Consider the following 25,324-nt stretch of genomic DNA (forward strand, 5'->3'; position numbering starts at 1 on the left):
GGTCCGAGTGCTCCGTCCGCAGCGTGAACTCCGGTGCGGCGTGCGTTCGCCTTCGCGTAGATTGCCTGGCGAGCGCAGGGATCGGCGCGTGTCGACGGGAGAGGCGGACGGGGCCGTGGCAGGGGCAAGGCCGGGGACGGGACCGGGAGCAGCGCCGGAGACGGGGCCCGGAGCGGTGCCGGAGCCTGGACCGGGAGCGGCGCCGGAGTCGCGACCGGTAGCGGCGCCGGGGGCGAGGCACGCCGTGGGCGAGGCCCGCAGGATCGTCGTCAAGGTCGGTTCCTCCTCGCTGACCACCGCGGCGGGCGGCCTGGACGCCGACCGGGTCGACGCGCTCGTCGACGTGCTCGCCAAGGTGCGGGGCGCGGACCGGGAGATCGTCCTCGTCTCCTCCGGCGCCATCGCCGCCGGGCTCGCCCCGCTGGGCCTGCGCCGCCGCCCGCGGGACCTGGCCCGCCAGCAGGCCGCCGCCAGCGTCGGCCAGGGCCTGCTGGTCGCCCGCTACACCGCGTCCTTCGCCCGCTACGGCGTCCGTGTCGGCCAGGTGCTGCTGACCAGCGACGACATGAGCCGCCGCGCCCACCACCGCAACGCCTCGCGCACCCTGGACAAGCTGCTGGCGATGGGCGCCTTCCCGATCGTCAACGAGAACGACACCGTCGCCACCGACGAGATCCGCTTCGGCGACAACGACCGCCTCGCCGCCCTCGTCGCCCACCTGGTCCGCGCCGACCTGCTGGTGCTGCTGTCCGACGTGGACGGCGTGTACGACGGCGACCCGAGCCGGCCCGGCACCTCGCGGCTGGCCGAGGTGCGGGACATGGCCGACCTCGCGGGCGTCGACATCGGCAGCGCGGGCAAGGCCGGGGTCGGCACCGGAGGCATGGTCACCAAGGTCGAGGCGGCCCGGATCGCCGCCGCCGCCGGCATCCCGGTGGTGCTGACCAGCGCGGTGCACGCGGCCGACGCCCTGGCCGGCGGCGACACCGGCACCTACTTCCACGCCACCGGCCGCCGCTCCGCCGACCGGCTGCTGTGGCTCCAGCACGCCTCCACCCCGCGGGGCGCGCTCGTCCTCGACGACGGGGCGGTACGCGCGGTCGTCGAGGGCCGCAAGTCGCTGCTGCCGGCCGGGATCGCGGGCGTCGAGGGCGAGTTCGCCGCGGGCGACCCCGTCGAGCTGCGGGACGGCACGGGCCGGGCGGTGGCCCGGGGAGTGGTCAACTTCGACGCCAAGGAGATGCCCCGGCTGATCGGCCGCTCCACCCGGGAGCTGGCGCGCGAACTCGGACCCGCGTACGAACGTGAGGTCGTACACAGGGACGATCTGGTGATCCTGCACCCGTAATGGGTCGAAACGTCCCCGAATCGGCGGTGGACGTTCCGCAAAACCGCCCCGCGATCTCGCGCGGCCTGCTCAACTTTCCTCAGGGACAAGCCCGGCCGACCACCGGGCCGAGCCGTGTGCGTGAAGGAGGCCGTCGTGAGCGGAGTACGCCCTGGGACGGCGGCGCCCCGCGGTGGAACCGCCTCCCGAGGCGGCACGGGCGCGCGCTCCGGCGGCGCCCGGGGCGCGAACCGCGCGGGCGGCGAGGAGCGCGCCCTGACCAGCGTCGCGGCCGGCGACCGCTTCCACGGCGAGGAGCCCGAGCACACCCCGCGCCTGTGGCACGTCACCCTCAGCGTCTCCGGCGCCCGGGCCCCGCTCACCGAGGTGCGCCGGGCGCTCGAACAGCTCGCGCACGACCACCCCTTCCTGCTGACCAGCCGGTACGCCGACGACCACGCGGAGATCCGGTACTGGGAGGAGGCCCGCGACCTGCACGACGCGGCCGCCGTCGCCCTGCGCCTGTGGGGCGAGCACCGGCAGACCGCGGGGCTGCCGCCGTGGGAGATCGTCGGCCTGGAGGTCATCGACCGGGCCACCTACCACCAGCGCATCGCCGCGGGGTACGGCCCCGCACCGGCGACACCCGTCGGCGTCCACCCGTTCTAGCCGTTACCAGCCGCCGGTGCCGATTCGGTGCGGGTGGTGAGGCCGCCGTTGCCGGTGCCTTTGCAGAGGCAGAGCTTGCCGGTTTCGCCGGTGTCGGATTCGACGAAAAGCTCGTGTCTCGGGGTTCGGAACAAGCCGTGGGCGCTCCCGTCCGGCCCATTACCCTTCCCCCATGACCACGCTCTCGCCGTACGACTCGATGTCACCCGTCACCCGGGCCGCCTACCGGGCCAAGTCCGCCGCGGCCGACCTCGCGCCGCTGCCGCGGGCCGCCAAGGACGACGCGCTGCTCGCCGTCGCGGACGCGCTGGAGGTCCGCACGAGCGAGATCGTCGAGGCCAACGCCCAGGACGTGGCCAAGGCCCGCGCCGCCGGGACCAGCGAGGCCATCATCGACCGGCTCACCCTGACCCCCGAGCGGGTCCGCGCCATCGCCTCCGACGTGCGCGACGTCGTCGCGCTGCCCGACCCGGTCGGCGAGGTGGTGCGCGGCTCCACCCTTCCCAACGGCATCGACCTGCGTCAGGTCCGGGTCCCGCTCGGCGTCGTCGGCATCATCTACGAGGGCCGGCCCAACGTCACGGTCGACGCCGCCGCCCTCTGCCTGAAGTCCGGCAACGCGGTGCTGCTGCGCGGCTCCTCCTCCGCCTACCAGTCGAACACCGCCCTGGTCCGAGTGGTCCGCGACGCCGTGGGCGGGGCCGGGCTGCCCGCCGACGCGGTGCAGCTGGTGCCCGGCGAGAGCCGGGAGAGCGTGCGCGAGCTGATGCGGGCCCGCGGCCTGGTCGACGTGCTCATCCCGCGCGGCGGGGCCTCGCTGATCAACACGGTCGTCCAGGAGTCCACCGTCCCCGTCATCGAGACCGGCACCGGCAACTGCCACGTCTACGTCGACGCGCAGGCCGACCTCGACATGGCCGTCGACATCCTGATCAACTCCAAGGCGCAGCGCGTCAGCGTCTGCAACGCCGCCGAGACCCTCCTGGTCCACCAGGACGTCGCCGCCGAGTTCCTGCCCCGCGCGCTGGCCGCGCTCGCCGAGGCCGGGGTGACCGTGCACGCCGACGAGCGGGTCATGGCGTATGCCAAGGACTCCGAGGTGACGGCCGTCGAGGCCACGCCGGAGGACTGGGAGACCGAGTACCTGTCGTACGACATCGCCGCGGCCGTCGTCGACTCCCTCGACAAGGCCGTCGAGCACATCCGGCTGTGGACCTCCGGCCACACCGAGGCCATCGTGACCACCTCGCAGCAGGCCGCCCGGCGCTTCACCCAGCTGGTCGACTCCACCACGGTCGCCGTCAACACCTCGACCCGCTTCACCGACGGCGGCCAGTTCGGCTTCGGCGCCGAGATCGGCATCTCCACGCAGAAGCTGCACGCCCGCGGCCCCATGGGACTGCCGGAGCTGACCAGCACCAAGTACATCGTCACCGGCGACGGACACGTACGGCGCTGACGGCGGGCGCACCGCGGGAACCCCGCGGGACCACCGGGGGCGCACCGATCGGGGCATCTCACCCACCGGATGAATTTCCCCGCCGTCTGCCCAAAACGACCCCCCAGGTCTACTCTGGAGCCGTGCCGGAGGACGTGGGGGGCACGCCGTTCCCGGACGGCTGGGAGCCCGACGACGACCACGACCGCGGGGTGTCGGACGAAGAGTTCGCCTCCGTGGTCTTCGACGAGGCCTTCGTACGGGCGGCCGAGGTGCACGAGCCGACCGCCGTCGAGCGCCTCCTGGCCGCCGCGCAGGCCAGAGCCGAGGCCACCGAGGCGGAAGCGGCCCGCCGGGGCCGCAGCAGAGCCGAGCGCTACGACGACGGGTACGGCGATTTCGGCCATGATCCCGACGATCCCGACTTCGACGACCCGGACGACGACCGCGACCTCCTCGACCGCCCCTACGGCGCTCCCGCGGCCTACGGCAAGCAGGTCCGCTGGCACCGCCCCGTCGCCTGGCTGCTCGCCCTGGCGATGGGCATCGGCATGGTCGCGCTGGCCTTCGTGGCCGTCTACCGGGGAGCGTCCTCGGGCGGCGGCACGCAGCGGGTGCCGCCCCCCGCCTCCACCGGCCCGGAGCAGGGCGGCACCGCGACGCCCTCCGCCTCCGCCGACTACTCCCGGCCCGCCGTCTCGGTGATTCCGCGCAGCCCCTGACCGCTACCGGCACCGGCGGCAAGCTGTCCCAACTTGACCTGTGGCGGAGCGTTTACGCGACCTTCCGCAGACTCACTCTGAAGGTATGGCAGGGCTTGGCGGTCCGCCCGGAGGTACGCCCGACGGTGCTCCCGGAGGCGGCGAGGACGAATACCGATCCGTCGTCTTCGACGAGTCGTTCGTGCGCGCTGCCCGGCTCCAGGAGTTCTCCGCCCAGGAGCGCATCACCGACCACGCTCCCGCCGTGCGCCGCCGCCCGCCGCTGCGCCGGGCCGGACTGTCCCGGCAGGCGCTGATCCTCGTCCTGCTGATCGCCGTCGCCTTCGGCACCGCCGTCTACATGGGCGTACGGCACCCCTACCAGAGCCCCGCCGGGCAGCGGGCCGCCGAGCCGGCACGGATGACCGTCGTCCCGCTCGCCCCGCGGGAGACGGTGCCCGGCGCCGCCGACGCCGCCCTCCTGTACGAGCGCAGCCCCGCCGCGCACTTCAGGACCGCCGCCCAGGGCGTCCCGCTGCCGGGAGCCCGGCGCACGGCGCACTTCTCCGAGGACCAGGTGATGAGCGCCCTCACCACCGCCAAGAACTACATCCTCCGCTCGGCGCTCGACCCGGGCGTGCTCAGCGGCGGGGAGGTCCGCTCGGTGCGGGTGCTGCTCGACCCGGACCAGCTCCACCAGTTCGACGAGAGCTTCGAGCGGCCCGCCGCGGACGGCCGGCACGCCCCCACCGGGTGGCTGATCCGCTTCGACCCGGCCCGCGCCGAGCTGGCCGACCCCGGGATCCGGGTGGACGGCAGCCTGCGCGTCGTGGAGGGCGACGCGTCCACGCTGGAGGTCACCGCCGACCACACCATGGTGTACGCGCTGCGGCCGGCCGGCGACGCCCGGGCCGAGACGTCGCTGTTCACCGTCCGGCGCGAGCTGCACTTCCGCTTCGACCGGGACGACCTGCGGCTGCACCAGACCCACCTGGTCGCCTCGTACGTCCAGGCCGGGCCGCTGTCCTGCGCCGACGACGCGGCGGACCACCTCCGCCCGCTGCTGGCCGGACAGCAGGCCGGGGCCGGCGTCCCCGCCGGTACCGACCCGTACACCTCGGACAACGCCACGGCCCTGTGCGGCAGCCTCGCGGAGAACGCCCAGCCGAAGGCGTGAGCGCAGCGGAGCGGCGGGGTCAGGCGCCGTCGCGGGGTGAGCCGTCCCGCGGGGAGTCCGGGCCGCCGTCACCGGACCCCCGAGGCCCCTCGGGCCCCTCGGAGCCCTCCGCCGACCCGCCCCCGTCCTTGGGCGGCCTCGGCTGGGAGCCCGTGAAGCCGCCGAAGCCCCGGCGCATCCGGTCACCGAGGTCGCCGGCGCCGCCCGCGATGTCGTTGACCAGCTTCATCAGCGGGTCCTTGGAGCTGCGCACATGCGTGGCGTAGTGGGACGCCGACTCCCGGAAGGAGTCCCGCACCGAGGTGTCCTTGTCCTCGTCCCGCCGCGGGTAGTGGCCGTCCATGATCCGCTGGTAGTCCCGGGAGGCCGCCCACTTCTTCAGCTCGGCGGCCCGCACCGTGGTGAACGGGTGCGAGCGGGGCAGCACGTTCAGGATCTTCAGCACCGAGTCGCGCAGGTCGCCGCCCGCCTCGTACTCCTCGGCCTGCTCCAGGAACGCGTCCACGTTCATCTCGTGCAGGTGGTTGCCGCCCGCGATCTTCATCAGGCCCCGCATGGAGGCCTGGAGGTCCTGGCCGACCAGCAGACCGGCGCGGTCGGCGGACAGCTCCGACTTGCGGAACCACTCGCGCAGCGCGGTCACGATCGCCATGATCGCCACGTTCCCCAGGGGGATCCAGGCGACCCGGACGGCGAGGGAGGTCAGGAAGAGCAGGATGGTCCGGTAGACCGCGTGCCCGGACAGGGCGTGCCCCACCTCGTGCCCGACGACCGCCCGCATCTCCTCCTCGTCGAGCAGCTCGACCAGGCCCGTGGTGACGACGATGATCGGCTCGTCCAGGCCGATGCACATCGCGTTCGGCACCGGGTCCTGGTTGACGTACATCGGCGGGACCTTCTCCAGGTCCAGGATGTAGCAGGCGTCGCGCAGCATGACGTTCAGATGGGCGAACTGCCGGTCCGAGACGCGCACCGAGTCGGACAGGAACAGCAGCCTCAGGCTCCGCTCGGGCAGCAGGCCGCTGAGCGCCTTGAAGACCGTGTCGAAGCCGCTCAGCTTGCGCAGCGCCACCAGCGCGCTGCGGTCGGCCGGATGCTCGTACGCACGCGAGGAGATTCCCGGGAAGCGCCTGCGCTGCCTGCTCGGCACGTGCTCGTGCCCGTTGTGGTGGCCGTCGGACATCTCTTCCCCCATGCGCGTATGTGTGACCTGGACGTACGTATGGTTTTTGCGAACCCTTGTGCGGTCCTTTGCGCCCCCCGAGCCGGGCCCAGCCTAGGCGGAGATACCGTGGACGGGCAGTACGTCTAAGGAGTCCACGCCATGCAGCACATCCCCCACGCCGACTGGCTCGCCGGGGCCGCGACCGCCGCCGAGCAGCAGGGGCCGGGGAATCTGCTCCGGATCGTCCTGATCGTCATGGTGGTGGGCTGCGTGCTGACCGCGTGGTTCCTGCTGCGGGGGTACAAGCAGAAGGACGACTGAGGCGATCCGAAGGTTCCCCGGACCCGCCACGCCCCGGCGCCGTCCCGGCCCCAACGGCGGAGTCGGCGTGATCGCCCGCGGGGCGCCCGCATACGATGAGCGGACGTCTTGTCCCGCCCACACCGGATAGGTCCTGCCGAAGATGAGCCTTCCCCTCAGCGCCGCCCAGTTCGCCACCCTCGCCGCCGAGGGCGGCGAGGAGCACGGCGGCAACCACGAGAGCCTCAGCCCCTACGTCACCGGCATCGGCGCGTTCGTCATCCTGATGCTCCTGCTGTGGATCACCACCCGGTTCAACCGCGACCGCTGAGCGCACCGCCGAGTGGGCGCGACCGGGTCGCTCCGGGCGGGCCGGTAGGGTCTGCTCGCATGGGAGAGCACGAGACGCCTACCGGCCCGGCGCACGCGCCGGCGCGCGGCACGCAGAACGCGGTGCCCGCCCGCGCCACCGGCCCGGTCAACGGTCCGGGCGACGGCCCGTCGCCGGGCAAGCGACGCCTGGGCGTCATGGGCGGCACCTTCGACCCGATCCACCACGGCCACCTCGTGGCCGCCAGCGAGGTCGCCGCGCAGTTCCAGCTCGACGAGGTGGTGTTCGTGCCGACCGGGCAGCCGTGGCAGAAGAGCCACCGCGCGGTCTCCGCCGCCGAGGACCGCTATCTGATGACGGTCGTCGCGACCGTCGAGAACCCGCAGTTCTCCGTCAGCCGCATCGACATCGACCGCGGCGGCCCCACCTACACCGTGGACACCCTGCGCGACCTGCGCGCCCTCAACCCGGACGCGGACCTGTTCTTCATCACCGGCGCCGACGCCCTCGCCCAGATCCTCACCTGGCGCGACAGCGAGGAGCTGTTCTCGCTCGCCCACTTCATCGGCGTCACCCGGCCGGGCCACACCCTCACGGACGCCGGGCTCCCCAAGGGCGGCGTCTCGCTCGTCGAGGTCCCCGCCCTCGCCATCTCCTCCACGGACTGCCGTGCGAGAGTCGCCAAGGGCGATCCCGTCTGGTACCTGGTGCCCGACGGCGTCGTGCGCTATATCGACAAACGCCACCTGTACCGCGGCGAGTGAGCCGAGAGGGGCACCGGTGAACGACGGATACGACGCGGGACACGGCGACGACCAGTACGAACTCGTGGGCTACGACGAGTACGGCCGCCCGGTGTACCGCCAGGCCCAGGGACCGGGCCACGCCCAGCCCGGCCACCCGCAGCAGTACGACCCGTACGCGCAGCAGCAGGGGCAGCAGTACGGACAGCAGGCGCAGCAGTACGGGCAGCCGGGGCAGCAGTACGGGCAGCAGGAGTACACCCAGCAGGAGTACGGGCAGCAGGGCTACGGCTACGACCCGTACGCCACCGGCAGCGGGCAGCCCGTCCAGCAGCCCTACGACCCCTACGGCACCCAGGGCGGCTACGACACCGGGCAGCAGCCGGCGCAGCCGGCGTACGACCCCTACGGCCGGGCCGCGACCAGCGGTCCGCAGCCCCGGGTCGCCGAGCAGACCGCGCACATCCCGCAGCAGGCGGGCCCGCCCGAGGAGCGGGAGCGCACCGACCCCGCCGAGGCCGCCGGACCCGGCGGGGACTACCGGACCGAGCAGTTCGCCTTCGTCGAGGAGCCGACCGGCGACTCCGAGGACGTCATCGACTGGATGAAGTTCACGGAGAACCGCACCGAACGCCGCGAGGAGGCCCGGCGGCGCGCCCGCACACGTGTCGTCGCCCTGGTCGTCGTCCTGGCGCTGGTCGCGGTCGGCGGCGTCTGCTACCTCTGGTACGCCGGGAAGCTGCCCGGCCTGTCCTCCTCCGACGACAAGAGCGGCGGTACGACGGCGGCGGGCGCCCAGAAGCGCGACGTGATCGCCGTCCACCTGCACGACACCAAGGGCGGCGGCACCTCCACGGCGCTGCTGGTGAACAACACCACCACCAAGCAGGGCACCGCCGTGCTGGTGCCCAACGCGCTCGCGCTGACCGGCGACGACGGCAGCACCACCACGCTCGCCAAGTCCGTCGACGACGCGGGCCCCGACGCCACCCGCACCGCCCTGGACTCCGCCCTCGGCACTGAGATCGAGGGCACCTGGCGGCTGGACACGCCCTACCTCCAGATCCTCGTCGACCTGGTCGGCAACATCGACGTCGACACCGACGCCGACGTGCCCGACCCGGAGTCCAAGGACAAGGGCGCCGCCCCCCTCGTGCACAAGGGCGAGAGCCAGACCCTCAGCGGCAAGATGGCCGTCGCCTACGCCACCTACCGCGGCAAGGGCGAGGACGCCAACGCCCCGCTGCAGCGGTTCGGGCAGGTCATGCAGGGCGTGCTGCGCAAGCTGTCCTCCGACCCGCAGGGCGCGACGACCACCGTCCAGACCCTCGGGCTGATCCTCGACCCGCCGCTGACCGAGAAGGACCTCGGCACCTTCCTCGCCGGGCTCTCCGACCGCGCCAAGGGCGGCGACTTCAAGACCGCGCTGCTGCCCGTCCAGGACGACGGCGGGCTGAGCGCCGAGGCCAGTGACAGCGTCGTCAAGGACGTCCTCGGCGGCACCGCCAAGAGCCCCGACAAGGACGCGGCCGTCAGCGTCTGGGTCCGCAACGCCACCGGCGTCGAGGACCGCGCCGGCAAGGCCCGCGTCGTCCTCCTCAACGGCGGCTTCACCTTCGTGTCCGGCGGCACCGCCTCCGGCACCGAGGCCGCGTCGAAGGTCGTCTACGCCGAGGCCGCCGACAAGGAGAACGCCGTCCAGGTCGCCAAGACCCTGGGCCTGTCCACCGACGCCGTCTCCCAGGGGAAGGTCTCCGCGAACGCGCGGGTGTCGGTCGTGCTCGGCCAGGACTACAAGCCGGCGTCGTAGGGGCCGCGGGGGCGGACGTTTTTCACATGGGCCCGTGTCGGCGGTCGTGAGACCCTTGAGGTCAACCGACCGCCGACCCGAAAGCCAGGCAGTGACCGCGACCGACCGCTCCATCGAACTCATCAACGCCGCCGCCCAGGCGGCGGCCGACAAGCTCGCGCACGACATCATCGCCTACGACGTCAGCGACGTGCTGTCGATCACGGACGCCTTCCTGCTGGCCTCCGCGCCCAACGACCGCCAGGTCAAGTCGATCGTCGACGAGATCGAGGAGCGGCTGAACAAGGAGCTGGGCGCCAAGCCGGTGCGCCGCGAGGGCGACCGCGAGGCCCGCTGGGTCCTGCTCGACTACGTCGACATCGTCGTCCACGTCCAGCACAGCGAGGAGCGCGTCTTCTACGCGCTGGAGCGCCTGTGGAAGGACTGCCCCGAGCTGGAGCTGCCCGCCGACGCCAAGGAGACCCGCGGCAAGGCGGAGGAGCACGCCCGGCTCCAGGCCGCCGAGGAGGCGACCCGGACCGACGAGGACTGGCGGTGAGCGCCACCGGCGAGGTGACGGCGGGCAGGCCGGGCCGCGGCCGCCGGGTCATCCTGTGGCGGCACGGCCAGACCGCGTGGAACGTGGAGCGCCGCTTCCAGGGCAGCACGGACGTCGAGCTGACCGAGACCGGCGTCGCCCAGGCCCGCCGTGCGGCCGGGCTGCTCGTGCACCTGCGGCCCGACGCGATCGTCGCCTCCGACCTCGCGCGCGCCGCGAACACGGCCGCCGAGCTGTCCGTGCTCACCGGTCTCGAGGTGACCCTGGAGGAGGGCCTGCGGGAGACCTACGCGGGTGTCTGGCAGGGCCTGACCCACGAGGAGATCATCGCCCGGCACGGCGACGAGTACGCGGCCTGGAAGCGCGGCGAGCCCGTGCGCCGCGGCGGCGGCGAGCTGGAGACCGAGGTGGCCGACCGCGCCGCCCCCGTGGTGCTCCGGCACGCCGAGAAGCTTCCCGAGGACGGCACCCTCGTCGTGGTCAGCCACGGCGGCACGATCCGCACCACCATCGGCCGCCTGCTGGGCCTGGAGCCGCACAGCTGGGAGAGCCTCGGCGGCCTGACCAACTGCTGCTGGTCGGTCCTGGGCGAGGGCGCCCGCGGCTGGCGCCTGCTGGAGCACAACGCCGGCACCCTGCCGGAACCGGTGCTCGGCGACGACGTCTGACCGACGATTTCACTTTCCGGCAGGTCGCAGGCTAAAGTTCTTCTTGTTCGCCCCGCCGAGCGGAGCGGACGAGAAGAAGGACCATGCGGCCCGGGTCGCGTGGCACCAGGGGCTATAGCTCAGTTGGTAGAGCGCCTGCATGGCATGCAGGAGGTCAGGAGTTCAATTCTCCTTAGCTCCACAGCCCACGGACGAATCCCGTCCCCTTCGGGGGGCGGGATTTTTCGTCTGCGTCCGCTTGAGCAACCCGCGTCCCACAGGCGTATACGTCGGTGGAACTCCGTGTCCGGAACGGTACTGAGGCGTCGCTGACCGGGTCGGCCCGGCCGTGGCAGAATCAAACGGCCGGAAGGGGACCGCGGCCCGACGGGAGGGAGTGGTGATGCCTGGGAGCATCCTCGAGGAGGTCGGTCACCTCCTCGGCGGAGCGGTGGCACGGAACACGGTCACCCGCCTCAGCTGCCCTTCCTGCGGTTCCGGTCATGTGGCCCAAGTCCTCGGCGACAACGGCGGAATCTCTTACGTGTGCACGGCCTGCGGCCACAGCTGGAGCTGATCGATGGGTGCACACAGGCGGAAGTGCGACTGGTGCGGCAGCGGCACGCCCATCGTGCGCGACATGGAGCCGGTCAACCCGGACTACCAGTACTGGTGCGAGGAATGCGCGCGGGCGCTGATCATAAAAGGCGACCCCATCGAGACGTACCGCGAACTCGAGGGCGAGCCGATCTACGGCCGGCTGCTGGAGGAGCACTGCACGCTCAAACGCTTCTACTCGTTCGTGACGGCCTGACGCGGTCAGCGGGTGACGGTCCCACAAGAGGGCAAAACGGGCAAAGCGGAAACGATTTGGTGTTGTGCCCGGTGGACCGTGTAATGTTGGCGTCGCCGCCGGGGAAACCGGGCGGAGCGAAGCAAGGGGCTATAGCTCAGTTGGTAGAGCGCCTGCATGGCATGCAGGAGGTCAGGAGTTCAATTCTCCTTAGCTCCACAATTCACCGAAACCCCCCGGATCTCCGATCCGGGGGGTTTCGCCGTTCATGGCTCAGCGGCCGAGCGCCCGGCGGCCGCGGCCCTGGGACAGCACCGGCAGGTTGCCGCGCGAGGACGGCGCCTGCCCGCGGGTGTCCTCCTCGATGCGCAGCGCCAGCGCCGGGCAGCGGCGCACCGCCCGCACCGCCTTGGCCTCCGCGAAGCGCGGCACCTCGGCCTGCGCGACGGTCGGGAAGCCGTCGGCGCCGAGCTGGAAGACCTCCGGGAGGATGTCCGCGCACAGCCCGTGCCCCCGGCACAGCGTCCAGTCGACGTAGATCTTCTGGCGGCTGGGACCGTTCTCCTCCCCGCCGCCCGGGACGCCGGTCGGGGCCCTGCCGCCCTCGAAGAGCGGCAGGACGCCCGCCACCGGCCGGCCGCAGCCGTTGCCGAGGACATGGGCGGCCAGGTCGTCCGTGAACGCCGTGACGGTCGACTCCAGGAACATCGCCGAGCCGTCCGGGTGCGAGCACGCGCCGCGCCGCTTGACGTTCCGCGCGACCTGCTTGACCGCCTCCAGGGCGGCCGGGCCGCCGCCGTTGAGAATGTCCTCAAGGCCCCGCGCGGCGGCCGGCAGGCCCAGGTAGCAGGGCCCGCACTGGCCCGCGCTCTCCTCGGCCAGCCACTGCGCCACCCGCAGCGACTCGCCCAGCGGGCAGGTGTCCTGACTGATCGGCAGGATCGCGCCCGCGCCGAGCGAGCCGCCCACCTGCTGCAGCGAGTTGCGGGAGACGATCGCCTCGTCGACGGTCGCCGCGTCGATCCACTTGCCGTGGTAGCCGCCGGTCAGCACGCCCTGCGGCACCGGTGGCGCGCCGGCCAGCTGGAGGACGTAGCGCAGCGGCACGCCCGTCGGCACCTCGATCACCATCGGCCGGGCCACCGCGCCGGAGACGGTGAGCATCACGGTGCCCGGCTCGTCGTACAGGCCGGTGTTGCCGTAGCGCTCCGGGCCGATGCGGGCGGCGATGGCCAGCTGGGCGAAGGTCTCGGCGTTGGACAGCAGGGTCGGGGCGCCGCCGACGCCGCTTCTGGAGGCGCTCACCTTGCGGCCGGGCGGGATCGCCGGGCCGCCGTCGATGGAGCGGATCAGCGAGGCCGCCGCACCGGTGACCATGCGCACCGGGTTGCGCTGCACGCGCGCGCGGAGGGCGGACCGGCGGCCGTTGCTCAGGCCGCGTTCGGCGAGGGCGGCCTCCATGGAGCGCTGGGTGGACTCGCGGGTGACCCCGATCACGAGCGTGCGGGCACCCATGGCCTCGGCGCACAGCAGCGCGCCGTCCAGGATCAGGTGCGGGGCGCGGTTGATCAGCACCGTGTCCTTGCGGCAGGCGGGTTCGTCCTCGCTGCCGTTGACGACCACCACCGGCCGTACGCCGCGTTTGATCGCCGCCTCGGCGACCGAACGCAGCTTCTTGTGGAAGGGGAAGCCCGCGCCGCCGCGGCCCTTCAGGTTGATGCGTTCGGAGAGCTGCGCGAGCTGCTCCCCGCCCATCGGTTCGAGCGGACCGTGCACCTTGAGGTGCATCGGCAGATCCAGGCGCTCGACAAGGTCGAAACCCGACGTGAGCTGGGGAAGCCCGACCACGCGGACCTCTGGGACGTCGGGCAGGGCCTCGTTCACTTCAGGCCTCCGGAAGGCGTGTTCCAAGGTTCACCGGAACCCGGTGCGTCGAAGTCGTGGGACGACGGCACACCGGGGGTTGGTTCAGGGGCGGGACCGCTGTTGTACGTGTCGCTGGGGTAGTACGTGTCGTAGACCGCGTTCGTCTCACGGGTGTCGTACACGTCACTCGAGCCGTAGCCCGAGGAGTACGGCGCGGAGTGGTCCTGTGCGTCCGCGGTGCCGTAGACGGGGATGGTGTGGCCGGTGTCGTTGAGCGGGTCGTAGGCCGACGGCGGCGCCTCACCGACCGGGGGCGGCGACGGTACGGGCCAGCTGCCCGAGGTGCTGCCGCCGCCGTCCACGACCGGCATCGCCTCGGTGGGCCGCAGGTCCGGCGGCGGGGCGGACGTGCCCGGGTCGGCGGTCAGCGGCGGCCGGCGCCTGCCCGAGGGGCCGGAGACGGCGCGGTAGGCCGCCGCGAAGCCGCTCGCGGGCTCCGGGGGAGTGAGCCGCTCCGCGGACTCGTACAGCGGGGCGGACCGGGCGGTGCCGCGCGAGGGCGGCGCCCCGGCGCGTCCGTAGCCCGGCAGGGCCGCCGCGGTGTCCCGCTCGGGGCCCGCCGCCTGCTCCTCGCGGGCGGGCCGCTCCCCGGACCCGAGGAGACCGGCGATCCGGTCGGCGACCCTGCGCTTGACCGGACGGGGCGCCGCGCGCAGGGCCAGGGCCGCCATCACGCCGACCACGGAGAGGGCGTACAGGACCACGAAGACCGGCTTCGCCGCGCGACCCGCGTAGAGCCCGTGCAGCAGGGCCAGGCACCACGCCGGGTAGGCCAGCATGTGCATGGCCCGCCAGCGGGCCGCCACGGGAGCGGGGGAGGCGAAGCGGTTGCGCAGGGCTCCGGTGACCCCCACGAAGATCATGAGCATGCTGGCCAGGGTGCCGAAGCCGATGAGGACGGCCCGGCCGCCGAACGCCTCGTCCTCGGTGGCCAGGAGCCCGAACGGGAGGACCGCGGCGACCCAGGTGGTGTGGTCCAGGACCAGCTTGACCACGATGTGCACCAGCAGGAAGACGACCGAGGCGACCGCGGTGGTCCGGTGCACCGCCTGGGCCAGGATCCGCTGCCGGGTGTCGAGGACGATCCGGTCCTGGGCGAGCAGGCCCCAGATCACCGAGCAGCTGAGGAAGACGAGGGAGAGGACGCCGGCGCCGAAGTTCAGGAACTGGGCGAAGGTGTCGTCCACCGTGCTGTCGTTCGTCATGACGACGGACCTCCCCACGTCAGGGACGTGAGGGGAGGCGGCGAGCCGGCGTGGCGGGGGTGGATCGGGGGAGGGTTCATGGGGGCGACTCCGAGCGGTTCGGGAAAGCGGTCCCGCTGCCGCACTCTAAGTGGCGCCATACCCGTGGGTAGGAGGTTTGAGTTATTGCGTTGTTATCAAATGACAGCGCGCTCGTGCTGGTGTCCCTTAGCGGTCGTTACGCGAAGTAACCTTTGACCTTGGTTCAGGAGCGGTCCCGGTTTCCGGATCCCGGGCCCCGGATTCCGGTCGTGCGGAGGTGGGCCGGGAGCCCGTCGCGGCCCGATCGGCGACTGCGGTACCCTGACGCCATGCGTGCCGTACGCCTTCTGCTTAGCGAGCCGCGCTGATCAGTCCCGACCCCGGTCGTAGTCCGGTGGCCGGAATCGGCGCGGCGTCCCCTCCTGTGCGAGGGGATTTTTCATTTCCCGGCAATCGCAGCCGCTGGTCTTGAATGTCGCAGCCGCTGGCAGAGACGATCGATGGAGCTTTGAGGATCATGAGCGAGACGAACCCCGCGGCGACCGCCCCTGTGTCGGCGGACACCGCGCCGCACCGCTACACGGCTGCCATGGCCGCCGAGATCGAGGCACGCTGGCAGGACTTCTGGGACGCCGAGGGGACGTACGCCGCGCCGAACCCCAAGGGCGACCTGGCGGGCGACCCGGAGCTGGTCGCCAAGCCCAAGAAGTTCATCATGGACATGTTCCCGTACCCCTCCGGTGCGGGCCTGCACGTCGGTCACCCCCTGGGCTACATCGCCACCGACGTCTTCGCCCGCTTCCAGCGGATGACCGGCCACAACGTCCTGCACACCCTGGGCTTCGACGCCTTCGGCCTGCCCGCCGAGCAGTACGCCGTGCAGACCGGCACGCACCCGCGCGTGTCCACCGAAGCCAACATCAAGAACATGCAGAGCCAGCTGCGCCGGCTGGGCCTGGGCCACGACAAGCGCCGGTCGTTCGCCACGATCGACCCCGAGTACTACAAGTGGACCCAGTGGATCTTCCTGCAGATCTTCGACTCCTGGTACGACGACGAGGCGAAGAAGGCCCGCCCGATCGCCGAGCTGGTCGCGCAGTTCGCCTCCGGTGAGCGGGCGGTCCCGGGCCACCCCGGGCGCGCCTGGAACACCCTGAGCGAGACCGAGCGCGCCGACGTGCTGGGCGAGTTCCGCCTGGCCTACGCCTCCGACGCGCCGGTCAACTGGTGCCCCGGACTGGGCACCGTGCTGGCCAACGAGGAGGTCACCGCCGACGGCCGCTCCGAGCGCGGCAACTTCCCCGTCTTCAAGGCCAAGCTGCGCCAGTGGAACATGCGCATCACCGCCTACGCCGACCGGCTGCTGGACGACCTGGACCAGCTGGACTGGCCCGAGGCCATCAAGCTGCAGCAGCGCAACTGGATCGGCCGCTCCGAGGGCGCCCGCGTCGACTTCCCCGTCGACGGCGAGCGCATCACCGTCTTCACCACCCGCCCCGACACCCTGTTCGGCGCGACCTACATGGTGCTGGCGCCCGAGCACCCGCTGGTCGAGAAGTTCACCGCGGACGCCTGGCCCGAGGGCACGCGCGACGCGTGGACCGGCGGCCACGCCACCCCGACCGAGGCCGTCGCCGCGTACCGCGCGCAGGCCGCGGCCAAGTCCGACGTCGAGCGGCAGGCCGAGGCCAAGGACAAGACCGGCGTCTTCATCGGCGCGTACGCCACCAACCCGGTCAACGGCGAGCAGGTCCCGGTCTTCATCGCCGACTACGTACTGATGGGCTACGGCACCGGCGCGATCATGGCCGTCCCGGCGCACGACACCCGCGACTTCGAGTTCGCGCGCGCCTTCGAGCTGCCCGTCCGGTGCGTCGTCGAGCCGACGGACGGCCGCGGCACCGACACGTCGACGTGGGACGAGGCGTTCGCCTCCTACGATGCCAAGATCGTGAACTCCTCCGGTGCGGACGTCTCCCTGGACGGTCTGGGCGTCGTCGAGGCCAAGGAGCGCGTCACCGAGTGGCTGGAGCGCACCGGCGCCGGTGAGGGCACCGTCAACTTCCGCCTGCGCGACTGGCTGTTCAGCCGCCAGCGCTACTGGGGCGAGCCCTTCCCGATCGTCTACGACGAGGACGGCATCGCCCACCCCCTGCCCGAGTCGATGCTGCCGCTGGAGCTGCCCGAGGTCGAGGACTACTCCCCGCGCACCTTCGACCCGGACGACGCCGACACCGAGCCCGAGACCCCGCTGTCCCGCAACGAGGACTGGGTCAACGTCACCCTGGACCTGGGCGACGGGCCGAAGAAGTACCGCCGCGAGACCAACACCATGCCCAACTGGGCCGGTTCCTGCTGGTACGAGCTGCGCTACCTGGACCCGCACAACGGCGAGCGGCTGGTCGACCCCGAGATCGAGCAGTACTGGATGGGCCCGCGCGAGGGCCTGCCGCACGGCGGCGTCGACCTGTACGTCGGCGGCGCCGAGCACGCCGTGCTGCACCTGCTGTACGCGCGCTTCTGGTCCAAGGTGCTGTTCGACCTGGGGCACGTGTCCTCGGCCGAGCCGTTCCACAAGCTGTTCAACCAGGGCATGATCCAGGCCTACGTCTACCGGGACAGCCGGGGCATCGCGGTGCCCGCCGCCGAGGTGGAGGAGCGCGACGGCGCCTACTACTACCAGGGCGAGAAGGTCTCCCGGCTGCTGGGCAAGATGGGCAAGTCCCTGAAGAACGCGGTCACCCCCGACGAGATCTGCGCCGAGTACGGCGCCGACACCCTGCGCCTGTACGAGATGGCGATGGGCCCGCTGGACGTCTCCCGGCCGTGGGACACCCGCGCGGTGGTCGGCCAGTTCCGGCTGCTGCAGCGGCTGTGGCGCAACGTCGTCGACGAGAACACCGGCGAGCTGTCCGTGGCCGACGTCGCGGAGGCCGACATCGACACCGACACCCTGCGCGCCCTGCACAAGGCCGTCGACGGCGTACGGCAGGACCTGGAGGGCATGCGGTTCAACACCGCCATCGCCAAGGTCACCGAGCTGAACAACCACCTGACCAAGGTCGGGGGCCCGGTCCCGCGGTCGGTCGCCGAGCGGCTGGTGCTGCTGGTCGCGCCGCTGGCCCCGCACGTCGCCGAGGAGCTGTGGCGCAAGCTGGGGCACGAGACCTCGGTGGTCCACGAGGACTTCCCGGTCGCCGACCCGGCCTACGTCGTGGACGAGACCGTGACCTGCGTCGTCCAGATCAAGGGCAAGGTCAAGGCGCGGCTGGAGGTCGCACCCGGCATCTCCGAGGACGACCTGGAGAAGGCCGCGCTGGCCGACGAGAAGGTCGTCGCCGCACTGGGCGGGGCGGGGATCCGCAAGGTGATCGTGCGGGCGCCGAAGCTGGTGAACATCGTGCCGGCGTAGCCGGTGACCGGGGCCGGGCGGGAGGCGCTTCGGGGCGTCCCCTAGGGGCCGGCCCCGGGTCCGGTACGGGCAGGTTCGGGGTTCTTGCGGAACCCTGGGCCTGCCCGCTGCGTTTACCGTGGAAGAGCGGCGCGACCAGCGCCGTGGACCGCCGGTGCGCGGACCGGACGTCCGAAGGAGGAGCCTCGTGGAAGCAGCGCTCACCGTGTTCGCCCTGCTCTTCCTGCTCGCCGTGGTGCTCGGCGTCTACGCCACGGTGAAGGCCGTCGGCGCCGCCAAGCGCAGTGTGGACCGCGGCATCACCCAGGCCCGCCGCACCGTCGAGGACCACACCCTGCGGGCCAAGTCCCTCGTCCAGGTGGGCCCGGCGGCCGAGCTGGCGCAGCTGCGGCTGACCCTGCGCACCTCCATGCGGGCCACGCAGGACGCGCTGCACGCGCGCGTGGCCGAGGACGAGTCCCTCAAGGAGTCGCTCGCCCTCTTCGAGCGGCTCAGCGCGCACGGCTTCGAGCTGGACGCCGAGCTGCGGCGGCTGGAGTCCGAGCCGGACCGGGCCACCCTCGCCGAGCGCCTGCCCGCACTGCGCGAGCGCACCGAGCGCATCACCCGGTCGGCGGACGCCCTGCGCTGGGCGGCCCGCGACCGCGCCCGCCGCTTCGCGGACGACGACCTGGACTCGCTCAGCGCGCAGATCGACGTGGAGGCCGGTGCGCTGCGGCACTGGACGGAAACGGAGCCCGCCGCCGCACCGCCGTCCTGGCCCGAGGCCCCCTCCGCCGACGCCCCGTCCAGCCGGCAGACCTGGCCGGATCCGCCCGCCCAGGACCCGGCGGAGGCGGACGCCACGCGCCCCGCCATCACCCCGCCCGCGGCGCGCCCCGTGTACCCCTGGCAGAAGAAGGCCCGTCCGGAGAGCACGACTTGACCTGACCGGCCCCACCCGAGCCGCCCGGTCCGGCCGCTCGGCCGCCCGGCCGGGGCGCTGTGAACGCCCGGTCGCCGGGGCCGGACTGCCGTACGGGCACTACGCCAGGTAACCTCCAGCTCATGTCCCGCCATGTCGCTATCGTCACGGATTCAACGGCCTACCTTCCGGCCCGGACGATGGAGCGGCACGGCATCACCGCGGTACCCCTGACCGTCGTCCTGGGCGACCGGGCCCTGGAGGAGGGGACCGAGATCTCGACCCGGTCGCTGGCCCAGGCCCTGCAGAAACGCCGGCCGGTCACCACCTCCCGCCCCAGTCCCCGGCTCTTCGCCGAGACCTACCGCCGGATCGCCGAGTCCGGCGCCGACGGCATCGTCTCCCTGCACCTGTCCGCCGAGCTCTCCGGCACCCACGACGCGGCCGTCGTCGCGGCGCGTGAGGCCGCCGTACCGGTCAGGGTGGTGGACACCGGGATGATCGCGATGGCCCTCGGATTCTGCGCGCTCGCCGCCGCGGAGGCGGCGGAGGCCGGCGGCACGGTGGACGAGGCGGTCACGGCCGCGGAGAAGCGCGCCGCGGCCACCTCCGCCTACTTCTACGTCGACACCCTCGACTATCTGCGCCGGGGCGGCCGGATCGGGGCTGCCCAGGCGCTGTTCGGCTCCGCGCTCGCCGTGAAGCCGCTGCTGCAGCTGGCGGGCGGCCGCATCGAACCCCTGGAGAAGGTCCGGACGGCGTCCAAGGCCATCGCGCGGCTGGAGGAGATCGCCGCCGACCGGGCGGGCGGCGCGCCCGTCGACATCGCCGTCCACCACCTCGCCGCCCCCGACCGGGCCACGGCCCTCGCGGACCGCCTGCGCGAGCGGGTGCCCGGGCTGGCCGACCTGCATGTGAGCGAGGTCGGCGCGGTGATCGGCGCACACACGGGGCCGGGGCTGCTGGGGGTTGTGGTCTCGACGCGATGAGGGCGTGCCGGGTTCGCCGCGCCGCGTCGCCGTGCCGGGTCACTCGTTGGAGGGGCGGAGTTTTCCACAACCCGTGGGTAGTCCCCGGGAATTGACCATGATCATCGCGAGGGTGCCGGGCTGCCCGATCCTCGTCGCATGGCTCTTCGATCACGCTCACGCAGCACGTCCGCGACCAGTGGCCCGGGCCGCGCCCCGGCCTCCGACGGCCGCCTCGCCCACCGCCGCGCACCCGGCTCCCACGCCCGCCCCCGCTCCCATGCCCGGCACGGACGCCGGTCCGCGCCGCCGGAGGAGCTGCGGCGCAGGGCGGAGGCCCTGTTCGGCGAGCGCGCCGGGCGGGCCGGCCCCGACGAGCTGCCGGACGGGCCGGGGAAGGGCCCGCCGTCGCCCGGCCCCGACGGCCTCGGCGGTCCCGACGGTCTCGGCGACACGGACACCGGCACGGGTCCGTCCGACGGCACCACGACGGCCTGGCGGGAGCGGACCGGGCAGGCACTGCGGGAGCGGATGCCGCTGTGGCTGCAGACCCGGTGCGGGCTGGAGCGGCGCAGCGTGGCCGCGCTCTCGATGCTGCTCCTCGTGGCGGCGGTCTTCGCGGTGCAGCACTTCTGGTCCGGCCGCACCCAGCCGGTGGCGGCACCCGAGGTGGTGCGGGAGGCGGGGGCGTACGGGGCCGGGACACCGGGGCCGACGGCCGGAGACCGCGAGGCGGGGGACGAGCCCGGGGCCAAGGCCGCGCCGACGGCCACGGCCGGGCCCGAGATCGTGGTGGACGTCGGCGGCAAGGTCCGCAAACCCGGCGTCCACAGCCTCCCGGCCGGGTCCCGCGTCGCGGACGCCCTGCGAGCCGCCGGGGGCGTGCGACCCGGCACGAAGACCGACGGGCTGAACCGCGCCCGCTTCCTGGTGGACGGCGAGCAGGTGATCGTCGGAGCGACGGCCCCGGCCCCGGCGCCCGCGCCGGGCGCGGGCCCTGCCCCGGCGGGGGCACCGGGAGCGGTGGGCCCAGCGGCACCGGTCTCCCTCGGCACGGCGACCGCCGACCAGCTCGACACCCTCCCGGGCGTCGGCCCGGTCCTCGCCCAGCACATCATCGACTACCGCACCGAGCACGGCGGCTTCCGCTCGGTGGACGAGCTGCGCGAGGTCAACGGCATCGGCGAGCGCCGGTTCGCCGACCTGCGGGACCTCGTGCGGCCATGAGCGCGGACGTGAGGCACGCGGACCGGCCCGACGGACTGCGCGGGCCGGGCGGGCCAAGTGGGCCGGGCGCGGGCGCGGAGGACCGGCCGGGCGGGGACGACCGGCCGGAGGGGCGCGGCGGGCCGGGGGAGCCCCGTACGAGGCGCCCGCGCGCCGGCGTGCACGCCGCGTCCGGCCACCGGCTGGGCGCGGCCCGCCCCCGGCAGGAGGGCCCCGCGGACCTGCGCCTGGTGCCGCCGGCCCTCGCTGCCTGGGCGACGGCGGCACTGGTGCTGGACGTGCCGACCGGCTGGGCGGTGGGCGTGGTGACGGGCGCCCTGCTCCTGGCCGGGGCCCTGCTGTCGGCGCCGAGGCGCGGACGGCCCCGGGCACCGGTGGCCGTCGCCCTGCTGCTGTGCGTCGCCGCGTCCGCCGCCTCGGCCGCGCTGTACGGCGCGGACCCGCGGAGGGGGCCGGTGCCGGAGCTGGCGCGGAGGTACGCCACGGTCACCGCGGAGGTGGAGGTCACGGGCGACCCCCGCCTCACCCGGCCGCGGGTCCGGGGCAACCGTGCGGTGCCGCCCACCGTGCTGATCGAGGCCGACGTGCGGCGGGTGACGGAGGCGGGCGGGACGGCGGTGACGACCCGGACGCCGGTCCTCGTACTCGTGGACGTCGGCGAGCAGGGCGCGCGGTCCCGCACGGGGCCCGCACCCGCCGCCCGCTGGCTGAAGCTGCTGCCGACCACGAGGCTCCGGGTCACCGCCCGGCTGTCACCCCCGAGGAAGGGCGGGGACCGGATCGCCGCGGTGCTGCGGGTACGGGCGGGCCCACGGCCGCCGGAGTCGCTCGCCGGGCCCTCGGCGGCGCAACGGCTGGCGGGGAGGTTGCGGGCCGGCCTGCGCGCGGCGACCGAGGACCTGTCGGCGGACGCGAGGGCGCTGCTGCCCGGACTGGTCGTCGGCGACACCGCGCGCGTCACGCCGGAGCTGGAGGAGGCGTTCAAGGAGACCGATCTGACCCACACGCTGGCCGTGTCCGGCGCCAACTTCACCATCGTGCTCGCGCTGCTCCTCGGCCCGCCGGGCCTGGCCCCGCGGGCCGAGCGCCGAGGCCTGGCACCCCGCCTCGGCCTGCGTCTGCGGACGACCGCGCTGCTCGGCGCGGTGCTCGCGCTCGCCTTCGTCGTCGTGTGCCGCCCCGACCCGAGCGTGCTGCGGGCGGCGGCGTTCGGTTCCGTCGCCCTGCTCGCGCTGGCCACCGGCCGCCGCAGATCACTCCTGCCCGCTCTGGCGACGGCGGTCCTGCTGCTGGTCCTCTACGACCCCTGGCTGGCCCGCAGTTACGGCTTCCTGCTCTCCGTCCTGGCCACGGGCGCCCTGCTGACCATCGCTCCACGGTGGAGCGCGGCGTTGCGCCGGCGCCGGGTGCCGCCCCGGCTCGCGGAGGCGCTGGCCGCCGCGGGTGCCGCGCAGGCCGTGTGCGCACCGGTCGTCGTCGTGCTGTCGCAGCGGGTGAGTCTGGTGGGGGTGCCGTGCAACCTGTTGGCGGAGTTCGCGGTGGCCCCGGCCACGGTGCTCGGCTTCGCGGCCCTGGCGACGGCGCCGGTGGCGATGCCGCCGGCCAAGAGCCTGGCCTGGTGCGGGGGCTGGCCGGCCGAGTGGATCGCGGGCATCGCGCGCACCGGGGCGGCGCTGCCCGGTGCGGGCCTGGACTGGCCGGGCGGCTGGGCCGGTGCGGCGCTGCTCGCCCTCGTCACGGTGGGCGTGCTGCTGGCCGGCCGACGACTGGTGCGGCACCCCTGGTGGTGCGGGCTCTGCGCCCTGCTGCTGGTCCTCGTGGTGACGCAGCCGCCCCCGCTGGCCCGGGTGATCAAGGGCTGGCCCCCGCCGGGCTGGCGGATGGTGATGTGCGACGTGGGCCAGGGCGACGCGCTGGTCCTGGCGGCGGGACAGGGGACTGCCGTGGTCGTGGACGCGGGCCCCGACCCGCACCTGGTCGACCACTGCCTGCGCTCGCTCGGCGTCACCCGCGTCCCGCTCGTGCTGCTGACCCACTTCCACGCCGACCACGTGGCCGGGCTGCCCGGGGTGCTGCGGGGCCGCTCGGTCGGCGCGATCGAGACGACCGGCCTCGAAGAACCGGCGGACCAGGCCGAGTTCGTCCGCAGGCAGGCGGCGGCCGGGCGGATCCCCCTGCGCCACGCCGCCGCCGGTGAGCGGCGGCGCTCCGGGCCGCTGTCCTGGCAGGTGGTCTGGCCCCCGCCGAGCCCGCCGGCCACCCCCGCACCGGGCACGGAAGGCGGCCCCAACGACGCCAGCGTCACCCTCCTCGTCCGGACGGCGGGCCTGCGTCTGCTCCTCCTCGGCGACCTGGAGCCCCCGGCCCAGCGGGAGCTGGCCCGCTCCCCGGCGGCAGCGGCGCTGGAGGGCGTCGACGTGCTGAAGGTGGCCCACCACGGCTCGGCCCACCAGGACTTCGCGTTCCTCCGCCGACTCGCCCCCCGGCTGGCGCTCATCAGCTGCGGTGAGGACAACACCTATGGCCACCCGGCATCCGGCACGCTCGCGGCCCTGCGCGCCCAGGGGGCGACGCTGCTGCGCACGGACCGGGACGGGGCGGTGGCGGTCGCCGGTACGGGGAAGGAGCTGCGGGTGGCAGGGGAGTGAGGACCGTCATGCCCCTCGTGCTCACCCCACGGGGCCGCTTCTGTCCACTCCCAGCACATGTGACGGTTTCCCGCGATGTGGTCCCGTGTTGCCTCGAATGCCACATCGGTGATCGAATGTTTCTCCGTCAACTAGTTTTCTCATGTCGTGCAGAGGGTGTCGCAAATGATCGGCCGCTTGCTGGGAAGCCGAACTAAGCGGATGCAACGGACGGGTCCCCTGGCGGCGGTACGCACCCCGCCGGCCGCGGGAGTGCTGAGCTGCCGCGTCCTCGACCCCGTCAACGATCCGGTGCCGGGCGCCGAGTTCACGGTCAGCGACGCCATGGGGCGCAAGGTGGTCGGGGGCGGTACGGACCCCTTCGGATCGTTCGTGGCGACGGTCCCGGCGGGCGAGTACCGGCTCGCCGTGTCCGCCGAGGGGTACACCCCGTACCGCGCCTCCGCGACGGTCGTCGAGGACTCGCTGGCCTCGCTCGGGGACGTGACGCTGCAGGTGGCCCAGCCGCCGGAGCTGCCCGCGTCGGGCGACTGGGAGATCGAGCCCGCGCACTCCTCGATCGCGTTCACCGCGCGGCACATCGGGCTGGCCCGGATCCACGGCCGGTTCAACTCCTTCGCCGGCGCGGTGCGCATCGCCGACGACATGCAGCAGTCCGCGATGCACGTCGTGATCGACGCGGCCTCCATCGACACCAATGTGAAGATGCGCGACGACCACCTGCGCTCGGCCGACTTCCTGGACGTGGAGCGGTTTCCGACCCTGGAGTTCTACAGCGACCGGTTCACGCACCGCGGCGGCAACCGGTGGGCTGTCACCGGCGCGCTGTCCCTGCACGGTGTGACGCGCACGGTCACGCTGGACACCGAGTACCTCGGGCTCGGCAACGGCATGGAGGGCGAGACGCGAGCGGCCTGCCGCGCCACCACCGAGCTGCACCGCGACGACTTCACGGTGAGCTGGCAGACGATGCTGGCCCGCGGCATCGCCGTGGTCGGCCCCAGCATCCGCATCGACCTCGACGTGCAGATCGTGCCCAAGGGCTGATCGGCCCAGGAGCTGACCGGCCCAGGGTCTGACCGGCCCAGGGGCTGACCGACAATGGCTCCCGTGAGCGACGTGAGACATGTACTGGTGCTGCCGGACCGCGATGCCGCGGAGGAGGCCGCCCAGGCGCTCGGGGAGCGGTTCGGGACCGACGAGGAACCGCGCATCCTCCGGGACGCCCTGGCCGGTGAGGACGACGCCGAGGACGCCCAGTGGCTGGTCGTCCTGCACGACGAGCGGGAAGCGCTGGACCCCGGTGAGCTGGACGCGTTCGCCGCGGAGTGGGAGGGCTGGCGCGAGGAGCCGTAGCGCCGCCCGACCGGCAGT

22 protein-coding genes and 2 tRNA genes are annotated in these 25,324 nt (G+C 73.4%); 21 read left to right on the plus strand and 3 right to left on the minus strand.

Annotated elements, in window-relative coordinates:
* Positions 1 to 244 precede the first annotated feature (244 nt).
* The 5 genes from proB (at position 245) to K7854_RS20720 (ending at position 5,312) form a co-directional block, all read left to right on the plus strand.
* Positions 245 to 1,348 (plus strand): glutamate 5-kinase, encoded by a 1,104-nt coding sequence (gene proB / locus K7854_RS20700; RefSeq protein WP_226028035.1) that lies wholly within the window; start codon positions 245 to 247, stop codon positions 1,346 to 1,348.
* A 135-nt stretch (positions 1,349 to 1,483) separates the two neighbouring features.
* On the plus strand, positions 1,484 to 1,996 hold the full coding sequence (locus K7854_RS20705) for a DUF8830 family protein (RefSeq protein WP_226028036.1): 513 nt from the start codon (positions 1,484 to 1,486) through the stop codon (positions 1,994 to 1,996).
* Between the two features lie 172 nt (positions 1,997 to 2,168).
* Complete coding sequence (locus K7854_RS20710) at positions 2,169 to 3,455, plus strand: glutamate-5-semialdehyde dehydrogenase (RefSeq protein WP_226028037.1); 1,287 nt, start codon at positions 2,169 to 2,171, stop codon at positions 3,453 to 3,455.
* Between the two features lie 122 nt (positions 3,456 to 3,577).
* The gene (locus tag K7854_RS20715; RefSeq protein ID WP_226028038.1) at positions 3,578 to 4,156 is read left to right on the plus strand and encodes an SCO2584 family spore wall biosynthesis protein; all 579 of its coding nucleotides are present in this window, start codon (positions 3,578 to 3,580) and stop codon (positions 4,154 to 4,156) included.
* A gap of 85 nt (positions 4,157 to 4,241) precedes the next feature.
* Positions 4,242 to 5,312 (plus strand): SCO2583 family membrane protein, encoded by a 1,071-nt coding sequence (locus tag K7854_RS20720; RefSeq protein WP_226028039.1) that lies wholly within the window; start codon positions 4,242 to 4,244, stop codon positions 5,310 to 5,312.
* A gap of 19 nt (positions 5,313 to 5,331) precedes the next feature.
* Here the strand turns inward: K7854_RS20720 and K7854_RS20725 are convergent, their stop codons facing one another.
* Entirely contained in the window at positions 5,332 to 6,495 is a 1,164-nt protein-coding gene (locus tag K7854_RS20725; protein ID WP_226028106.1) for a M48 family metallopeptidase, read from the minus strand.
* Between the two features lie 141 nt (positions 6,496 to 6,636).
* Here K7854_RS20725 and K7854_RS20730 point away from each other — a divergent pair, with 141 nt between their 5' ends.
* From K7854_RS20730 to K7854_RS20770, 9 genes are all read left to right on the plus strand, one after another.
* Entirely contained in the window at positions 6,637 to 6,798 is a 162-nt protein-coding gene (locus K7854_RS20730) for a hypothetical protein (protein ID WP_205350983.1), read from the plus strand.
* A 142-nt stretch (positions 6,799 to 6,940) separates the two neighbouring features.
* A complete protein-coding gene (locus K7854_RS20735) occupies positions 6,941 to 7,108 on the plus strand; it encodes a hypothetical protein (RefSeq protein ID WP_202559784.1) in 168 nt (55 codons plus the stop codon).
* Between the two features lie 59 nt (positions 7,109 to 7,167).
* A complete protein-coding gene (gene nadD / locus K7854_RS20740; protein WP_226028040.1) occupies positions 7,168 to 7,872 on the plus strand; it encodes a nicotinate-nucleotide adenylyltransferase in 705 nt (234 codons plus the stop codon).
* A 16-nt stretch (positions 7,873 to 7,888) separates the two neighbouring features.
* Complete coding sequence (locus K7854_RS20745) at positions 7,889 to 9,661, plus strand: LytR C-terminal domain-containing protein (RefSeq protein ID WP_226028041.1); 1,773 nt, start codon at positions 7,889 to 7,891, stop codon at positions 9,659 to 9,661.
* 91 nt (positions 9,662 to 9,752) lie between these two features.
* Positions 9,753 to 10,199 carry a ribosome silencing factor gene (gene rsfS / locus K7854_RS20750; protein WP_226028042.1) on the plus strand — a complete coding sequence of 149 codons (447 nt, stop codon included), beginning with the start codon at positions 9,753 to 9,755 and terminating at the stop codon, positions 10,197 to 10,199.
* Positions 10,196 to 10,867 (plus strand): histidine phosphatase family protein, encoded by a 672-nt coding sequence (locus K7854_RS20755; RefSeq protein WP_226028043.1) that lies wholly within the window; start codon positions 10,196 to 10,198, stop codon positions 10,865 to 10,867. The genes rsfS and K7854_RS20755 overlap by 4 nt, the downstream gene beginning before the upstream one ends.
* Before the next feature lie 108 nt (positions 10,868 to 10,975).
* Positions 10,976 to 11,048 (plus strand) — tRNA-Ala (locus K7854_RS20760).
* Positions 11,049 to 11,426: 378 nt separating this feature from the next.
* Positions 11,427 to 11,660 (plus strand): hypothetical protein, encoded by a 234-nt coding sequence (locus K7854_RS20765; protein WP_003976229.1) that lies wholly within the window; start codon positions 11,427 to 11,429, stop codon positions 11,658 to 11,660.
* A gap of 125 nt (positions 11,661 to 11,785) precedes the next feature.
* Positions 11,786 to 11,858, plus strand: a tRNA-Ala gene (locus tag K7854_RS20770).
* Between the two features lie 54 nt (positions 11,859 to 11,912).
* Here K7854_RS20770 and K7854_RS20775 read toward each other — a convergent pair.
* Positions 11,913 to 13,523 (minus strand): NADH-quinone oxidoreductase subunit NuoF family protein, encoded by a 1,611-nt coding sequence (locus K7854_RS20775; RefSeq protein WP_226028044.1) that lies wholly within the window; start codon positions 13,521 to 13,523, stop codon positions 11,913 to 11,915.
* The gene (locus tag K7854_RS20780) at positions 13,520 to 14,770 is read right to left on the minus strand and encodes a ferric reductase-like transmembrane domain-containing protein (protein ID WP_226028045.1); all 1,251 of its coding nucleotides are present in this window, start codon (positions 14,768 to 14,770) and stop codon (positions 13,520 to 13,522) included. Before K7854_RS20780 ends, K7854_RS20775 begins: the two co-directional genes overlap by 4 nt.
* Before the next feature lie 538 nt (positions 14,771 to 15,308).
* On the opposite strand from K7854_RS20780, the gene leuS reads away from it, so the two are divergent.
* The 7 genes from leuS (at position 15,309) to K7854_RS20815 (ending at position 25,306) form a co-directional block, all read left to right on the plus strand.
* Positions 15,309 to 18,203 carry a leucine--tRNA ligase gene (gene leuS, locus K7854_RS20785; protein ID WP_226028046.1) on the plus strand — a complete coding sequence of 965 codons (2,895 nt, stop codon included), beginning with the start codon at positions 15,309 to 15,311 and terminating at the stop codon, positions 18,201 to 18,203.
* 187 nt (positions 18,204 to 18,390) lie between these two features.
* A complete protein-coding gene (locus K7854_RS20790) occupies positions 18,391 to 19,128 on the plus strand; it encodes a hypothetical protein (RefSeq protein WP_226028047.1) in 738 nt (245 codons plus the stop codon).
* A gap of 122 nt (positions 19,129 to 19,250) precedes the next feature.
* Positions 19,251 to 20,096 (plus strand): DegV family protein, encoded by an 846-nt coding sequence (locus tag K7854_RS20795; RefSeq protein ID WP_226028048.1) that lies wholly within the window; start codon positions 19,251 to 19,253, stop codon positions 20,094 to 20,096.
* 138 nt (positions 20,097 to 20,234) lie between these two features.
* The gene (locus K7854_RS20800) at positions 20,235 to 21,302 is read left to right on the plus strand and encodes a ComEA family DNA-binding protein (RefSeq protein WP_226028049.1); all 1,068 of its coding nucleotides are present in this window, start codon (positions 20,235 to 20,237) and stop codon (positions 21,300 to 21,302) included.
* Positions 21,299 to 23,950, plus strand: coding sequence for a ComEC/Rec2 family competence protein (locus tag K7854_RS20805; protein WP_226028050.1), 2,652 nt, complete (start codon positions 21,299 to 21,301; stop codon positions 23,948 to 23,950). The genes K7854_RS20800 and K7854_RS20805 overlap by 4 nt, the downstream gene beginning before the upstream one ends.
* A 165-nt stretch (positions 23,951 to 24,115) precedes the next feature.
* Positions 24,116 to 24,997 (plus strand): YceI family protein, encoded by an 882-nt coding sequence (locus K7854_RS20810; RefSeq protein WP_226028051.1) that lies wholly within the window; start codon positions 24,116 to 24,118, stop codon positions 24,995 to 24,997.
* Between the two features lie 63 nt (positions 24,998 to 25,060).
* A complete protein-coding gene (locus tag K7854_RS20815) occupies positions 25,061 to 25,306 on the plus strand; it encodes a hypothetical protein (RefSeq protein ID WP_226028052.1) in 246 nt (81 codons plus the stop codon).
* The last annotated feature ends 18 nt before the right edge of the window (positions 25,307 to 25,324 follow it).

The sequence above is a fragment of the Streptomyces hyderabadensis genome (genome assembly GCF_020404845.1).
GTDB classification, from domain to species: domain Bacteria; phylum Actinomycetota; class Actinomycetes; order Streptomycetales; family Streptomycetaceae; genus Streptomyces; species Streptomyces hyderabadensis.